This window comes from Pseudonocardia sp. ICBG1034, from assembly GCF_020131375.1.
GTDB classification, from domain to species: Bacteria; Actinomycetota; Actinomycetes; order Mycobacteriales; family Pseudonocardiaceae; genus Pseudonocardia; species Pseudonocardia alni.
The window spans coordinates 53962-69217 of record NZ_JAHLEK010000023.1 but is presented as its reverse complement, the minus strand read 5'-3'; the positions used below and the strand labels follow the sequence as shown (position 1 = coordinate 69217).

Annotated in this window: 13 protein-coding genes; 2 read left to right on the top strand and 11 right to left on the bottom strand. The window is 74.9% G+C overall.

Annotation, left to right across the window (positions count from 1 at the left end; genetic code table 11):
* Positions 1-55: 55 nt before the first annotated feature.
* From KPF22_RS24480 to KPF22_RS24440, 9 genes are all read right to left on the bottom strand, one after another.
* A complete protein-coding gene (locus KPF22_RS24480; RefSeq protein ID WP_224403400.1) occupies positions 56-913 on the bottom strand; it encodes an alpha/beta fold hydrolase in 858 nt (285 codons plus the stop codon).
* Positions 910-1563, bottom strand: a complete 654-nt coding sequence (locus KPF22_RS24475) for an isochorismatase family protein (protein ID WP_073576213.1) — start codon at positions 1561-1563, stop codon at positions 910-912. Before KPF22_RS24475 ends, KPF22_RS24480 begins: the two co-directional genes overlap by 4 nt.
* Positions 1560-2120: a (2Fe-2S)-binding protein gene (locus KPF22_RS24470; protein ID WP_062400706.1), complete on the bottom strand. Its 561-nt coding sequence runs from the start codon at positions 2118-2120 to the stop codon at positions 1560-1562. Before KPF22_RS24470 ends, KPF22_RS24475 begins: the two co-directional genes overlap by 4 nt.
* A complete protein-coding gene (locus KPF22_RS24465) occupies positions 2117-4471 on the bottom strand; it encodes a xanthine dehydrogenase family protein molybdopterin-binding subunit (RefSeq protein ID WP_224403399.1) in 2355 nt (784 codons plus the stop codon). The genes KPF22_RS24470 and KPF22_RS24465 overlap by 4 nt, the downstream gene beginning before the upstream one ends.
* Positions 4464-5249 (bottom strand): xanthine dehydrogenase family protein subunit M, encoded by a 786-nt coding sequence (locus KPF22_RS24460; protein ID WP_224403398.1) that lies wholly within the window; start codon positions 5247-5249, stop codon positions 4464-4466. The genes KPF22_RS24465 and KPF22_RS24460 overlap by 8 nt, the downstream gene beginning before the upstream one ends.
* Complete coding sequence (locus tag KPF22_RS24455) at positions 5246-6652, bottom strand: MFS transporter (RefSeq protein ID WP_208819843.1); 1407 nt, start codon at positions 6650-6652, stop codon at positions 5246-5248. The genes KPF22_RS24460 and KPF22_RS24455 overlap by 4 nt, the downstream gene beginning before the upstream one ends.
* A gap of 12 nt (positions 6653-6664) precedes the next feature.
* Positions 6665-7933, bottom strand: coding sequence for an FAD-dependent monooxygenase (locus KPF22_RS24450; protein ID WP_224403397.1), 1269 nt, complete (start codon positions 7931-7933; stop codon positions 6665-6667).
* 137 nt (positions 7934-8070) lie between these two features.
* Positions 8071-8571: a MarR family winged helix-turn-helix transcriptional regulator gene (locus tag KPF22_RS24445; protein WP_244326204.1), complete on the bottom strand. Its 501-nt coding sequence runs from the start codon at positions 8569-8571 to the stop codon at positions 8071-8073.
* Between the two features lie 88 nt (positions 8572-8659).
* Positions 8660-9238, bottom strand: coding sequence for a TetR/AcrR family transcriptional regulator (locus KPF22_RS24440; protein WP_208819837.1), 579 nt, complete (start codon positions 9236-9238; stop codon positions 8660-8662).
* A gap of 176 nt (positions 9239-9414) precedes the next feature.
* Between KPF22_RS24440 and KPF22_RS24435 the strand changes: the two genes are divergently transcribed.
* Complete coding sequence (locus KPF22_RS24435) at positions 9415-10356, top strand: SDR family NAD(P)-dependent oxidoreductase (RefSeq protein ID WP_224403396.1); 942 nt, start codon at positions 9415-9417, stop codon at positions 10354-10356.
* A gap of 84 nt (positions 10357-10440) precedes the next feature.
* Here the strand turns inward: KPF22_RS24435 and KPF22_RS24430 are convergent, their stop codons facing one another.
* Positions 10441-12093, bottom strand: a complete 1653-nt coding sequence (locus KPF22_RS24430) for a glycoside hydrolase family 13 protein (RefSeq protein ID WP_224403395.1) — start codon at positions 12091-12093, stop codon at positions 10441-10443.
* Positions 12094-12186: 93 nt separating this feature from the next.
* Here KPF22_RS24430 and KPF22_RS24425 point away from each other — a divergent pair, with 93 nt between their 5' ends.
* A complete protein-coding gene (locus KPF22_RS24425; RefSeq protein WP_224403394.1) occupies positions 12187-13191 on the top strand; it encodes a LacI family DNA-binding transcriptional regulator in 1005 nt (334 codons plus the stop codon).
* Here KPF22_RS24425 and KPF22_RS24420 read toward each other — a convergent pair.
* Complete coding sequence (locus KPF22_RS24420) at positions 13184-15235, bottom strand: copper-translocating P-type ATPase (RefSeq protein ID WP_224403393.1); 2052 nt, start codon at positions 15233-15235, stop codon at positions 13184-13186. The genes KPF22_RS24425 and KPF22_RS24420 overlap by 8 nt on opposite strands.
* Positions 15236-15256 lie beyond the last annotated feature (21 nt).

Sequence of the window (15256 nt, the reverse complement as noted above, 5' to 3'; positions counted from 1 at the left end):
CGCCCCGCCGCTCCGGCCCGGGGCGTCGGACGGGTCCGGCCGGCCCCGGAGCGGATCAGCCCCGGTCCGGGCCGCCCAGCGCCCCGCGCAGCAGCCGCAACGCCTCGGCCGGGTTGTCCCAGAACACCATGTGCCCGGCGTCCGGGACGGCGACGAGCCGGGCGTCGGGCCGGGCGGCGGCGATCTCGGCGGCCCCGGACGCGGGCACGACGGGGGAGTCCGCGCCGTACAGCAGGGTCACCGGCGCCGGGACGTGCGGCCACGCCTCGAAGAAGTCCTCGGACTCGAACCCGGCGTGCGTCGCGGCGATCGCGGCCTCGTCGCAGGAGGACAGCCAGCGCGCGCGCAGCTCCTGCTCGCGGCGTGGCCAGCGCGGCCAGGACCGGGCGACCCCGTCGGCGTCGGTGCCGCGCTGCGCCTCGTGCAGCTGGCCCAGGAACGCCTCCAGCGTCGTCGGGTACGGCGTGCGGCCGGGGCCGGACAGCGGCGGGTCGACGAGCACGGCGCCGCCGACGGGCCGGCGCGTCGCGGCGACGGCGGCGATCCGGGCACCCATCGAGTGCCCGAACAGGATGGTGTCGGGGCCGAGCTCCAGCGCGTCGAGCACCGCCAGGACGTCGCCGGCGTAGTCGTCGAGGGTCCACGAGGTTCCGCTGCCGGACAGCCCGCGGCCGCGGACGTCGAGCACCACCGGGCGGCACAGGTCGACGAGCTCGCGGGCGACGAAGTCCATCGTCACCGCCGGGCTGGTGATGCCGGGCAGGACCAGGACGGGGGCGCCGTCGCCGCCGTAGTCGAGGGCGTGCAGCGCCAGGTCGCCGCGGCGGACCCAGCGGGACACGGCGGGGACGTCGGCGAGGTCGGCGAGCGCGTCCTGGCGGACCTGCCGGACCAGGGTGGACGTGACGGTCACAGGAGTCCCTTCAGGTAGGCGAGCGCGTCGTCGAGACCGACCACGTCGCCGTACTTCGCGTGGATGTCGAACAGGTTCGCCTCGTGCGGCCCGGCCGCGCGGTCGCCGACGCAGTCCCGCGGCACCAGCACACCGAACCCGGACTGGACGGCGTCGACGGCGCTCGCGCGGACGCAGCCCGAGGTGGTGGCCCCGCACACGAGCACGGTGTCCACACCGGACGACCGCAGCAGGGTCGCGAGCCCGGTGTCGAAGAACGCCGACGCGCCCTTCTTGGTGAGCGTGTGGTCGGTGCCGCGGACGTCGAGCCGGGGGTCGAAGCCGACGGCGGCCGAGCCCTCGACCAGCGAGCGCATCCCGGGCGCCTTCACCAGCCAGGGCAGGGTGTCGAGCTCGGCGGGGGTGTAGGCGATCGTCGTCCACACCACCGGCGCGCCGAGCGTGCGGGCCGCCTCGACCAGCGTCGAGGTCGCCGCGACGACCTCGGACAGCTCGCTGCCGGTGGGCAGCGCGGGGTCGGTGAACCCGACCGTCAGGTCCACGACGACGACCGCGGGCCGGGTCCCGCGCCGGGCGGCGGCGCCGAACCCGGCGGTCGCGTAGGTCGCGTCGGTACCGGCCCCGTGCAGACCGGTGGGGTGCGGGCTCATGCGGATGCTCCGTCCAGTGCGGACTGCGGTGCGGACTGCGTCGCGTGCTGCGGGGCGGAGTCCAGTGCGGACTGCAGCGCGGCGCGGCGGCGGCCCGCGCAGTCCTCCACGGCGTCGACGATGGTCTGGTAGCCGGTGCACCGGCACAGGTTCGACGCGACGACCTCGCGGATCTCCTCGCGGCTCGCGTCGGGCTCCTCGGCGAGGTAGCCCTCGGCCAGCATCAGGAACCCGGGCGTGCAGAACCCGCACTGCAGCCCGTGGTGCTCGCCGAAGCACTGCTGCAGGTCCGACAGCCCGCCGTCGGGCCCGGACAGCGACTCGACCGTGCGGATCGCGGCGTTCTCCACCTGCACGGCGAACAGCAGGCAGGCGCGGGCGGGCGCGTCGTCGACGAGCACGGTGCACGCCCCGCAGATGCCGTGCTCGCAGCCGACGTGGGTGCCGGTCAGACCCAGGTCGTGGCGGAGCACGTCGGCCAGCGTGCGGCGCGGTGGGATCGCCAGCTCGTGACGCTCCCCGTTGACGGTCAGCTCGACCAGCTGGATGTCGGTCACGGTGCCTCCCGGTTCAGCGCGGCGAACAGGTCCGCGCGCGACAGTGGGGTGGAGTCCAGCTCGACGCCGGTGGGGCGCAGCGCGTCGTTGACGGCGTTGAGCACGGCCGCGGGCGCGCCGATGGTGCCGCCCTCACCCGCACCCTTCGCGCCGTCGGCGGTGAACGCGCACGGCGTCTCGAGGTGCTCGATCCGCACGTCGGGGATCTCGGCGGCGGTCGGGACCTTGTACTCCATGAAGCTCGGCGCGAGCGGCTGGCCGAGCTCGTCGTAGACGACCTGCTCGAACAGCGCCCCGGCGATGCCCTGGGCGATGCCGCCGCGCGCCTGCCCCTCGACGACGCGCGGGTGGATGGCGACGCCGCAGTCCTCGACGCAGACGTAGCGCAGGATCTCCACGCCGCCGGTGCCCGGGTCGAGCGCGACGACGCAGCCGTGGGTGGCGTTGGAGAACGTGCCGTCGCCGCCGACGTCGAAGCTCGCCGTCGCGGTCAGGCCCGGCCCGACCTCCTTGGGCAGCAGGTGCGCGCGCAGGTAGGCGACGTCGGCCAGCTCGGCGTAGGAGAACGTGCGGTCCCCGGCGCGCACCCCGCCGCGGCCGTCGAGCTCGGCCGAGTCCACGTCGGCGTCGGCCAGGTGGGCGGCCAGCGCGCGCAGCTGGTCGCCCAGCTTCACCGCCGCCGCGGCCGCCGCGGACCCGCCGATCGTCACCGAGCGGGACGCGAACGAGCCCCAGCCGTAGGTGATCCGGTCGGTGTCGCCCTGGACGATCTTGACCTTGTCGTAGGGCAGGCCGAGCCGGTCGGCGACGATCTGGGCGAAGGTCGTCTCGTGGCTCTGGCCGTGCGACAGCGTGCCGGTGGTGACGGTGACCGTGCCGTCGAGGTCCATCGTGATCTGGGACAGGTCGAACCCGGGGACGACCTGCATCTTCCGCGCCGCGAACGCGCCGGAGCCGTAGCCGGTGCGCTCGGAGAAGCAGGAGTAGCCGATGCCCAGCACCCGGCCGTCGGGCAGGGTGCGCCCGGGCCAGCCCTCGTCGCGCAGCACCTGCTCGCACAGGTCGAGGGACTCCCGGTAGGAGCCCGGGTCGTAGGTGATGGCGTTGACCCCGCGGTAGGGGAACTCGGTGATCAGGTTGCGCCGGCGGACGTCCAGCGCGTCGAGCCCGAGCTCGCGGGCGGCGCGCTCCATCAGCCGCTCCATCACCATCACGTACTGCGGCCGGGACACACCGCGGTACGGCGCGGTCGGCGCCTTGTTCGTGGTGACCGCGCGCCCGCGCACCCGGTAGGCGGGGACCCGGTAGACGCCGGGCATCTCCGCCGAGGCCATCAGCGGCTCGATCCCGGCCGTGAACGGGTAGCAGGAGTAGGCGCCCATGTCGCAGACGACGTCGGACTCCAGGGCGAGGATCTCCCCGTCGGCGGTGAACGCGGCGCGGGCGGTGTAGTGCTGCTCGCGGGCCAGGAAGCTCGCGGTCAGCGCCTCGCGCCGGTCCTCGATCCACTTCACCGGACGGCGGAGGCGCCGCGCGGCGGCCGCGGCGGCGATCTCCTCCCGGCCGACGACGCACTTCTGCCCGAACCCGCCGCCCATGTCCGGCACGACGACCCGGACCTGCTTCTCGTCGAGCCCGGCGCAGCGGGCCAGGACCGTGCGGACCTGGTGCGGGACCTGGGTGCAGGTGCGCACCACCAGCTGCTCGTCGCGGTCGTCCCAGTCGGCGACGACGCCGCGGGTCTCCAGCGGCAGCGCGTTCTGCCGTCCGGTGCGGGCCTCCACGGTGACCACCGTGTGCGCCTCGTCGAAGATGCCGTCGATGCCCTCGGTGGCGAACAGCGATACGTCGACGAGCACGTTGCCGGGGGCCTCGTCGTGCACCGGGGGACCGGCCGCGGCCAGCGCGGCGGTCTCGGTCACCACCGGGTCGAGCGGGTCGAGCTCGACGACGGCGGCCTCCACCCCGTCCTCGGCGGCGTAGGGGTCGGTGGCGATCACGACGGCCAGGGGCTCGCCGACGTAGCGGACCTTGTCGCCGGCCAGCACGGGCATCGAGGTGGGGACGAACTCCTCGAGCGGCCGGTCGAGGAGCGCGGTGATGTCGCCCAGGGCGAGATCGGCGGCGTCGAACGCGGCGACGACGCCGGGCACCCGCCGGACCTCGGACAGGTCGACGTCGACCACCCGGGCGTGCGCCTCGGTGCTGCGCACGAACGCCGCGTGCAGCATCCGGGGCAGGGTGATGTCGTCGACGAACCGGCCGCGGCCGGTCAGCAGCCGCGGGTCCTCCCGCCGCGGGACCGACGCGCCGACCCAGGTGCCGTCGCGGCGCAGTCCGGGCTCAGCCACGGCCGGCCTCCTCCCGGGCCCGGGCGACGAGGGTGCGGACCAGCCCGCGGCGGTACTCCGCGGGGATCCCGGCCTCGTCGCGCAGCTCCAGACCGTCGGCGACCTCGTCCGGCGTGCCGGCGTCGGGCGCCAGCACCGGGACGGCGCCGACCCCGCCGAGCACGACCTCCCCGGTGCCCAGGTCCACCCCCGCCGCGACGACGGCGAAGTCGCCACGGCGGTCGGCGTACTCGGTGAGCGCCGCGCGCGGCGCGGGACGGGGGAAGACGATCTCCACGATCACCTCGTCGGGGTCCAGGGCGGTGGTGAACGGGCCGAGGAAGAACTCCCGCGCCCGGACCTCCCGGCGCCCGCCCGGCCCCTCGGCGACGACGACGGCGTCGAGCAGCACGGCCAGCAGGCACCACTCGGCGGTGGCGTCGCCGTGCGCGATCGAGCCGCCGACGGTGCCCCGGGTGCGGATGGGCAGGTGCCCGACCCAGCGCATCGCGGCGGACAGGACCGCGAAGTCCGGCCCGAGGTCGGCCCGCTCGACGGCCCGGTGCGTGGTGAGCGCGCCGATCCGCAGCGCCCCGTCGGCGTGGTGGATGCCGGCCAGGCCCGGCACGTGGGTGAGGTCGATCAGGTGCCCGGGCCGGGCCATGCGGTAGTTCATCATCGCGACCAGGCTCTGCCCGCCGGCGAGCAGCTTGGGCTCGTCGTCGGCCAGCTCGGTCAGCAGGTCGACCGCCCCGCGCACCGACGACGCCCGGTGGTAGGTGAACGCGGCGGGCTTCACGCCTTCTCCACCCGCTCCACGGCCGGCGCGTCGAGCGTCTCCTCGTCGCCGGTGATGCGGTCCAGCTCGCGGCCCCGGGTCTCGGGGGCGCCGAGGGCCATGAAGGTCACGGCGGCGAACACGAGCAGCGCCATCAGGGTGAAGGTCAGCGGCAGGCCGAGGACCGGCCACAGCAGGCTGCCGAAGATCAGCGGGACGAACCCGGTGACCGCCCGGCTCGACGACGACGCCCAGCCGAAGCCCGAGGCCCGCAGCTCGGTCGGGTAGAGCTCGGAGACGTAGGCGTACATCACGGGGATGACGACCAGGGCGAAGAACCCGAACACCGCGATCATCGCGACCGCCGCCGTCGGTGAGCCCATGACCAGCGAGAACACGACCAGCGACAGCGCGGCGCACGGACCGGCGACGCCGATGACCCACTTGCGGCCGACGACCTCGACCAGCAGCACCGAGGTGATGACACCGAGGATGCCGACCGCGTTCATGACGGTGGTGGAGGCGAACGCGGCGACCTCGCCCATGCCCTGGGCGCGCAGGATCGACGGCATCCAGGACAGCGCGGCGTAGTAGACGACCATGACGGTGATGAACAGCGACCAGGCGACGCCGGTGATGCGCGGGTTGAACGCCCACACCATCTTCAGCTGCTCGCCCAGCGCGCCGAGACCGCGGCGGCGCGAGGTGGTCGGTTCCGGTGCGGCGGCGGTGATCGCGTACTGCTCCACCGGGGCGCCGGTGCGGCGGACCATGTCGTCGATGACGGCGCGGGCCTCGGCCTCGCGGCCGGTGCGGGCTAGGTAGATCGGCGACTCCGGGACGCCGCGGCGGATCCAGAACAGCAGCAGCGCGGGCAGCACCATCAGCGCGAGCATCCAGCGCCAGTTGCCCTCGACCGGCACGAGCAGTGTCGCCGAGAGCCCGGCGAGGGTGGTGCCGATCGGCCACCAGCCGTCCATCGCGGCGAGCACCTTGCCCCGGTAGCGCCGGGGTGAGAACTCGCTGACGATCGCGTAGTCGACCGGGATGCAGCCACCGAGCCCGATGCCGGCCAGGAAGCGCAGCGCCAGGAAGACCTCCCAGCTGGGGGAGAAGGCGCCGAGCACCGAGAACAGGGCGAAGATCAGCAGGGTGATGCTGAAGACCCGCTTGCGGCCCATCCGGTCGGCGATCGTGCCGAACGCGACGGCGCCGACGGCCATGCCGATGAGGTTGGCCGTCGCGACGAGGCCGCGCTGGCCGGTCGAGAGGTCGAACTCGACGCCGAGCAGCGGGGTGAGGAAGCCGTTGAGGGCGACGTCCCAGGCGTCGAACATGTAGCCGAGGCCGCCGATGAGGAAGATCTTCCCCTGGACGCCCCAGCGCCAGGGCAGGTCCTGGACGACCTGGTCTCCGGTACGCATGTCGGTGCTCCTCTATCGGGAGAAGGGGTAGGTGACGGACTCGTCGTCCGGGTCGTTCAGCGGGGAGCCCCGCCACAGCCAGTCGTAGGACACGTCGGACTCGCCCTGGAAGCGGCGCAGCTTCTCGTCGCGTTCGCGCTGCTCGGGGCCGTCGGGCAGGTGGTAGAAGTCCATGTTCCGCAGCGAGGCGTCCTGCACGACGCCCGCGTGCTTGGCGCGGCGCTGCACGTAGCGGGCGAGCGCGGTGTCGATCCCGCCGCGGCCGACCGCACCGAGCTCCTTGGCCAGCACGGCGGCGTCCTCCATCGCCTGGGAGGCGCCCTGGGCCTGGTAGGGGAGCATCGCGTGGCAGGCGTCGCCGAGCAGCGCGACCCGGCCGTCGATCCAGACCGGGTCGCGGCGGCGGCGGTGGAGCGCCCACACCGAGACGTCGTCCTTGGCCTTGGACAGCATCGCCGGGACGCGGTCGTCCCAGTCGGCGAAGTCGGCGACGAGGTCCTCGGCGGTCGCCGGTGCGCTCCAGTCGCGCTCGACCTGCTCGGTGCAGGGCACGATCGCGACGACGTTGAGGTACTCGCCGCGGCGGATCATGTAGTGCACCAGGTGCTTGCCGGGGCCGTACCAGATCGTGGAGTGGTAGCGGTCGAGCAGGAACCGGGTCGCCGGGTCCGCGGCGATCAGCTCGCCGGGGATCAGGGCGCGGTAGGCCATCTCGCCGGAGAAGACGAGGGTGTCGTCGAACCCGGCGAGGTCGCGGACACCGGACCGGATGCCGTCCGCGCCGACCAGCACGTCGCCCGCGACGCGCAGCCCGCGCGCGGTGACGGCGACCGGGCGGTCCGGGTCGGTGCGGTCGAGCTCGACGACCTTCGCGTCGGTGTGCACGGTGACCGCGGGGCCGGGGCCGTCCGGGTCGAGGCAGGCCTCGAGCAGGATCCGGTGCAGGTCGGCGCGGTGGTAGTGCCAGTACGGGGCGCCGTAGGTGTCGACGACCTGCTGCCCGAGCGGGAGCTGGGCGATGATCGAGCCGTCGGCCCAGCGGCGCCGCACCTGGTCCTGCGGGGCGGTGTGGATCCGCTCCAGCGACCGGCGCAGCCCCAGACCGAACAGGATCCGGCTGGCGTTGGGGGCGGTCTGGATGCCGGCACCGACCTCGCCGAGCTGCGGCGCGGCCTCCAGCACGGTGGCCCGGAAGCCCTGACGGCGCAGGGCCAGTGCGGCGGTCAGTCCGCCGAGACCGCCGCCCGTGACCGTGATCTCCAGGGACTGGCTGGGTGCCACGACTACCTCCTCGCGTCCGTCGGGCCTGTGACGTGGCCCGCACGAGAAGTAATCCGAGCACGTACTATCCGGATACGCAAGGTTTTCGTGCGAACGACCCGGAAGGGAAACCGGGACGTAACCCGGGCGGCCGGGGCTCAGTCGTTGCCGGGCAACGACGTCCGCTCCGCGACCGCCTCCCAGTGGGCGCCGAGGGTGTTGAGCAGACCGGCGATCTCCGAGCGCCGGTCCTCGGGCACCGCGGCGAGCAGCTCCGCGTCCAGGCGCCGGGTCCGGCGGGTGACCTCGACGAGGGCGGCCGCGCCGTCGTCGGTGAGGGAGAGGATCTTGCGCCGGGCGTCGCGGGGGGACTCGGTGCGCTCGATCAGCCCGCGGCGCTCCATCCGGCGGCAGACGTCGGCCATCGTCGAGGTGTCCAGGGCGACGGCGCCGGCCAGCGAGCTCTGGTCGGACTCCGGGTAGGCACGGATCGCCGAGAGCACCGCGAACTGCGGGCCGGTCAGCACCGGGTCGACGTGACGGCTCCAGGCGGCGAGGTAGGCCTGGTACATCCGGCGCGCCCCGTAGCCGGGGGCGGCGACGAGGTCGGCCGGGGGAGCGGGTGCGACGCCTGTTCCGCCGCGCAACAGCTCACCCATCATGCCTCCGTGCTCGTCCGGGCCGCGGCCCTCGTCCGCGGGAGATCCTACGTGTCCGGACGATCACCCGGGGTGGCCGGGCCGGGGCTCAGCGCGGGCGCAGGCCGTCGACGAGCAGGTCCAGCAGGCGTCCGGCCTGCTCGCGGCCCTGCGGGTCGGCGACGGCCATGCAGATGCCGCTGGTGCCGACGAGCACGTCCGCGGCGTCGACGTCGGCCCGCAGGGTGCCGTCGGCGATGCCCGCCTCCTGGAGCAGGCGGACCGCCTCGACCATCCGCTCGCGGCTCTGCGCGAACGGGTTGTGCCCGCAGGCCACGAGTGCGTGCAGCGAGTCCGCGAGGTGCTTCTTGGTGATCACGTAGTCGACGAAGCGGTCCATCCAGGCCCGCAGTGCCCGGTCCGCGGGCAGCTCGGTGCGCAGCTGTTCGGCGGCGGCGCAGAGCCGGTCGAGCTCGTTGCGGTACACGGCCTCGACCAGGGAGTCCCGGTTCGGGAAGTGCCGGTAGAGCGTGCCGATGCCGACTCCGGCGTCCTTCGCGATGCCGTCGAGGGTCGTGGCGGGGCCGCCACGACTCTCCGCGGTGAACGCGCGCACGGCCGCGGCCAGCAGCAGCTCACGGTTGCGCGCGGCGTCCGCACGCAGGCCGGAACGTGTGCTGGTGCCCATGGCGGTGCCTCCTCGGGTGGGACTGACGATCCCACGATACGTCTTGCGATCCGGAGGATGCTCCGGATAGAGTCCCGAGTCATACGGAGGATCCTCCGCTTACTTGTCCCCGGGGACACGGCGACGCAACGACGACGTCACCGACCGCGTACCCGGTGCTCAGAAGGGATCACGCCATGCTGTTCCGCTCCACGACCGACCGATCCCGTCCGCTGTCCACCACCGGCACCTCCCGTGCCGTCCTGCCGGCCGCACCGGCCGGGACCACCGCCTCCGACGTGCTCGCCGGCGTCGACCTCACCGGCCGGCGCGCCGTCGTCACCGGTGCGACCACCGGGGTCGGCCTCGCCGCCGCCCGCGCACTGGCCGCCGCCGGGGCCGAGGTCACCCTCGCCGTGCGCGACGCCGAGGCCGGTGCCGTCGCCCGCGACGGCATCGTCGCCGACACCGGCAACGAGTGCGTCGCCGTCGGCGAGCTCGACCTGTCCGACCAGCGCTCCATCGCCCGCTTCGTGCGCCTGTGGGACGGTCCGCTGCACATGCTCGTGCACGCCGCGGCCGTCACCGGTGCCCCGCTGACCCGCACCGTCGACGACTGGGAGCTGCACCTGGCCGTCAACCACCTCGGGCCGGCGTCGCTCACCTCGGGGCTGCACTGGGCGCTCACCGCGGTCGACGGGGCGCGGGTGGTCACCGTGACCTCCGCGGCCCACCGGGACGCGGCGTTCGACCCGGAGGACCCGCACTTCTCCGACGAGCGCTACGACGCCCACCTCGCCCACGCCCGGTCCCGCAGCGCGGCGCTGCTGCACGCGGTCGAGGCCGCGCGTCGGTGGTCGGGCGACGGGATCGCGGTGAACGCGGCCGACCCCGGGCCGGCGGGGGCCGACCCCGAGCAGGGGGCCGCCACGGTCGTGCTGGCAGCGGCGTCGCCGCTGGTCGGGGGGATCAGCGGGCGCTACTTCGCCGGGCTCGCGGAGGCGGGACCGGCCGGGCCGGGCGTGGCGGGCGGGGTCGCCACGCACGCACTCGACCCGGTCGCCGCACGGCGGGTCTGGCGCTGGACCGAGCGCACGCTGCGCGAGGTCTGGTTCGCCGGGCTGCCGATCGTGGCCTGACCCCGGGGGCTGCCCCGAGGGGAACCCTCGTGGCGCTAGAAGCCACGAGAGTTCCCCCGGGGGCGTCCGGGACGGGCGCGCCGGTCAGTGGCGCAGCCACACCGCGGTGTCGGCGGGGACCTCGCCGCGGGCGGTGAGCGGGCCGCTGGACAGCATCACCTCGGCGTCCTCGGGCAGCGACACCGGCGCCGAGGAGACGTTCACCAGGCAGGTGAAACCGCCGTCGCCGGAGTCCGAGGTGCGGGCCAGGGCCAGCGTGCCCTCCGGCGACTCCTGCCAGGTCAGCGTGCCGCCGCCGAGCGCGGGGTGCGCGCGGCGGATCGCCAGGGCGTCCCGGTAGAGGTGCAGCACCGAGTCCGGGTCGGCCTCCTGCACGTCGGCCGCGTGCCGGGCGAACACGTCGGGCTGCGGCAGCCACGGCGTCCCGGACGGGCCGAACCCGAAGCCGGGCTCGCCCGCGGCCCAGGGCAGCGGGACGCGGCAGCCGTCGCGGCCGCGCAGCGTGTGCCCGGACAGCTCCCAGGTCGGGTCGTCGAGCCGGTCGGTCGGGATGTCCTCGACCTCGGGCAGTCCGAGCTCCTCGCCCTGGTACAGGTACGCGGTACCGGGCAGCGCGAGCATCAGCAGCGTCGCCGCGCGGGCCCGGCGCAGGCCGAGCTCGGGGTCGGCGGGCAGGGCGATCACGTCGTCGAGGTTCCAGCCGCGCCCGGCCTCGGGCTTGCGGGCCAGCCGGCTCGGGTGCCGGCAGACGTCGTGGTTGGACAGCACCCAGGTCGCCGGTGCGCCGACCCGGGTGTTCTCGGCGATCGCGTCGTCGATGTTGGCGCGCAGGTCCTCGGCCAGCCAGGCGGCGGTCAGGAAGTTGAAGCTGAACGCGGTCTGCAGCTCGTCCGGGCGCAGGTAGCGGGCCAGGCGCTGCGGGTCCGGCACCCAGGCCTCGGCGACGAACACCCGCGGCGGGTCGTAGGTGTCGCCGATCCGGCGCCACGACCGGAAGATCTCGTGGACGCCGTCGCGGTCGAGGTAGGGGTGGCCGCCGTCCTGGGCGTCGTTGACGCCCTTCACGATGTCGGGCAGCCCGGGCTCCTTCACCATCGAGTTCGCGACGTCGACCCGGAACCCGTCCACGCCCCGGTCGAACCAGAAGCGCAGGGTCTCCTCGAAGTCGGCACGGACCTCCGGGTGCTCCCAGTTCACGTCCGGCTGCCGGATGTCGAACAGGTGCAGGTACCACTGCTCCGGCGTCCCGTCGGGGGACACGACCCGCTCCCACGCGGGCCCGCCGAACATCGACTCCCAGTTGTTCGGCGGGAGCTCACCGTTCTCGCCGTGGCCGTCGCGGAAGAGGTAGCGCTCGCGCTCGGGCGAGCCGGGGCCCGCGGCCAGCGCCTGCCGGAACCACACGTGCTCGTCGGAGTGGTGGTTCGGGACGATGTCGAGCAGCACCCGGATGCCGCGCGCGTGGGCCTCGGCGATCAGGGCCTCGGCCTGCGCGGTGTCGCCGAACATCGGGTTGATCGCGCGGTAGTCGGCCACGTCGTAGCCGCCGTCGGCCAGCGGCGACGGGTACCAGGGGTTGATCCAGATCGCGTCGACGCCCAGGCGGGCGAGATGGTCGAGCCTGCTGCGCAGACCGGCGAGGTCACCGGTCCCGTCGCCGTTCCCGTCGGCGAAGCTGCGGATGTAGACCTGGTAGACGACGGCGTTGCGCCACCAGTCCTGCTCGTGCACGGACATGATGCTCCCGGGTACGGATCGTGGGGCGGGGCGGTGTTGCAGAGTGTTTCATCCGGTTGCAACCGCTGTCGAGGCGCGGGCACGATGACCCCCGTGACGGACGAGCCGGTGCACGAGGTCGTACGCCGGGCGGGTGTCCGGCGGGTCGCCGAGCTCGCCGGGGTCTCCCCGGCGACGGTGTCGCGCGCCCTGCGCGAGGGCACCCCCGTCTCGCACGACACCCGCGAACGCGTCCGCCGGGCGGCGGCCTCCCTCGGCTACTCCGTCCCCGTCCGGCCGCTGACGGTCGCCGTGCTCGCCCGCTTCCCGACCCGCTGGTTCTTCGCCGAGGCCGTCGCCGGGGTGGAGGGCGTGCTGTCCGCGGCCGGGCACGTCACCCAGCTCCACAACCTCGGCGACCCGGACGCGCGGGCGCACTTCTTCGCGACGCTGCCGGTGCGCGGGCGCGCCGACGGGCTGATCGTCGTCGCCTCGGCGATCGACACCACCGAGGCCGCGGCGCTGGACGCGCTGGGGGTCCCGGTCGTCGTGCTCGGCGGGGACATGCCGGGACGGCCGCGGATCGGCATCGACGACCGCGCCGGAGCCCGCACCGCCGTCCGGCACCTGCTCGGGCTCGGCCACCGCGGCGTCGCGCTGGTGTCGTTCGACCCCGACGAGGCCAACGGCCGCGCCACGACCACCGACCGACGCGACGGCTGGGCCGACGCGCACGCCGAGGCCGGGCGGCCCCGCGGCCCGGTCGTCGCCACCGGGGCCGGGGTGACCGACGGCGACGCCGCGGCCGCCGAGCTGCTCTCCCTCCCGGTGATGCCGACCGCGGTGTTCGCGATGTCCGACGAGCTCGCCGTCGGCGTGCTGCGCACCCTGCGCCGTGCCGGCGTGGCGGTGCCGGGCCAGGTGTCGGTGGTCGGGTTCGACGACCACGACTCGGCCGCCGTCGCCGAGCTCACCACGGTCGCCCAGCCGGTCCGCCGCCAGGGCGAGCTCGCCGCCCGGGCGCTGCTCGCCGCGCTGGACGGCGAGCACCCCGGCGACGTCGAGGTCCCGACCCGGCTGGTGGTCCGGGCGACGACGGCGCCACCCCGGGTCAGCTGACCAGCCGGTCCGGGCGCAGCTCCACCCGGCGCAGCAGCTGCGCGTTGAGCGCGACGACGACCGTGGACAGGCTCATCAGCAGGGCGCCGACCGCGGGCGGGAGCACGAACCCGACCGGGGCGAGCACCCCGGCCGCGAGCGGCACCGAGACCAGGTTGTAGCCGGCCGCCCACCACAGGTTCTGCAGCATCTTCCGGTACCCGGCGCGGGACAGCGCGATCACCGACAGCACCCCGCGCGGGTCGGACGAGGCCAGGACCACCCCGGCCGAGGCGACCGCGACGTCGGTGCCGGCCCCGATCGCGATCCCGACGTCGGCCCGGGCCAGCGCCGGGGCGTCGTTCACGCCGTCGCCGACCATCGCGACGACCGCGCCGCGGTCCCGGAGCCGGGCCACCGCCTCGTCCTTGCCCTCGGGCAGCACCTCGGCGACGACCTCGTCGACGCCCAGGTCCCGGGCGACCGCCTCGGCCACCGGGCGCGCGTCACCGGTGAGCATCACGACCCGTACGCCGCGGGCGTGCAGGGCGTCCACCGCGGCCCGGGACTCCGGGCGGACCGCGTCGGCGAGGGCGAGCGCGCCCACCACCTCGCCGGGGTCCGCACCGGCCACCACGTACAGCACGGTGGCGCCGTCGTCGCTCCACCGGTGCACGTCGCCGGTCAGCTCGGCGGGCACGTCGAGACCACGCCCGCGCAGCAGCGCCGGACCCCCGACGGCGACCGGCCGCCCGTCGACGGTGGCGGACACCCCGCGTCCGGTGTGCGAGCGGAACCCGTGTGCGGCCGGGACGGCCCGCCCGTCCGCCGCGGCGACGACGGCGCGGGCCAGCGGGTGCTCGCTGTCGGCCTCGACGGCGGCGGCCAGGGCCAGGGTGTCCGCAGCGCCCGCGGTCCCGACGACCCGCGGGCCGCCGGTGGTGAGCGTGCCGGTCTTGTCGAACAGCACGGTGTCGACGGTGCGGGTGCGCTCCAGCGCGAGCCGGTCGGTGACCAGCACCCCGGAGCGTGCCGCGCGGGCCGTGGAGATCGCGATGACCAGCGGGATCGCCAGCCCGAGCGCGTGCGGGCAGGCGATCACGAGCACGGTGACGGTGCGGGTGACCGCCTGCGCGGTGTCGCCGAGCAGCGTCCATGCGGCGAAGGTCGCCACCCCGGCACCCGCGGCGAACCAGAACAGCAGCGCCGCCGCGCGGTCGGCGAGTGCCTGGGCCCGGGAGCGTGAGCCCTGCGCGTTCTCCACCAGGCGGCGGATGCCCGACAGCGCCGTGTCCTCGCCGACGGCGTCGACCCGGACCCGCAGCGCCGAGTCGGTGGCGACGGTGCCCGCCACCACCCGGTCGCCGGTGCCGCGCGGGACCGGCCGGGACTCCCCGGTGATCATCGACTCGTCCACCTCGGCGGCACCGTCGACGACCGTGCCGTCGGCGGGCACCCGGGCACCCGACCGGACCAGCACGACGTCGCCGACGGTCAGGTCGGCCGGTGCGACCGTGCCGACCGTGCCGTCGGCGCCGACCCGCTCGGCGGTGTCGGGCAGCAGCGCGGCCAGCGCGTCGAGGGCCCCGGACGCCTGTCCGAGCGCACGCATCTCGAGCCAGTGCCCGAGCAGCATGATCACGACCAGCAGCGCCAGCTCCCACCAGAAGTCCAGCCCGCCGACGCCGAGCGAGCTCAGCATGCTCGCCACCCACGCGACGCCCACGGCCATGCCGATGAGCAGCATCATCCCGGGCCGGCGCGCCCGGATCTCGGCGACGGCCCCGGACAGGAACGGCCACCCCGGCCAGAAGAGGATCACGGTGCCGAGCACCGGGGGGATCCACGCCGACCACGCCGGGGGCGAGTACCCGAGCAGCATCCCGGTCATCGCGCTGAACCCGACGACGGGGACGGCGAGCACCAGCGCGACGACGAACCGGTCCCGGAACACCGCCGCGTGGCCCGCGTGCCCGTGTCCCGTGTGGCCGCCGTGTCCGGCGTGGCCGCCGGGGTGCGTCCCGTGCTCCCGCGGGGCGGAGGCCGCCCGTGGCCCGTCGTGCATCGTCTACCTCCCGGCGTCGTG

Bases quoted from the DNA above. Each gene is read 5' to 3' on its own strand.
- KPF22_RS24435 (WP_224403396.1), top strand. From the start codon at position 9,415: ATGCTGTTCCGCTCCACGACCGACCGATCCCGTCCGCTGTCCACCACC.
- KPF22_RS24420 (WP_224403393.1), bottom strand. From the start codon at position 15,235: ATGCACGACGGGCCACGGGCGGCCTCCGCCCCGCGGGAGCACGGGACG.
- KPF22_RS24445 (WP_244326204.1), bottom strand. From the start codon at position 8,571: ATGGGTGAGCTGTTGCGCGGCGGAACAGGCGTCGCACCCGCTCCCCCG.
- KPF22_RS24430 (WP_224403395.1), bottom strand. From the start codon at position 12,093: ATGTCCGTGCACGAGCAGGACTGGTGGCGCAACGCCGTCGTCTACCAG.
- KPF22_RS24475 (WP_073576213.1), bottom strand. From the start codon at position 1,563: ATGAGCCCGCACCCCACCGGTCTGCACGGGGCCGGTACCGACGCGACC.
- KPF22_RS24440 (WP_208819837.1), bottom strand. From the start codon at position 9,238: ATGGGCACCAGCACACGTTCCGGCCTGCGTGCGGACGCCGCGCGCAAC.
- KPF22_RS24455 (WP_208819843.1), bottom strand. From the start codon at position 6,652: ATGCGTACCGGAGACCAGGTCGTCCAGGACCTGCCCTGGCGCTGGGGC.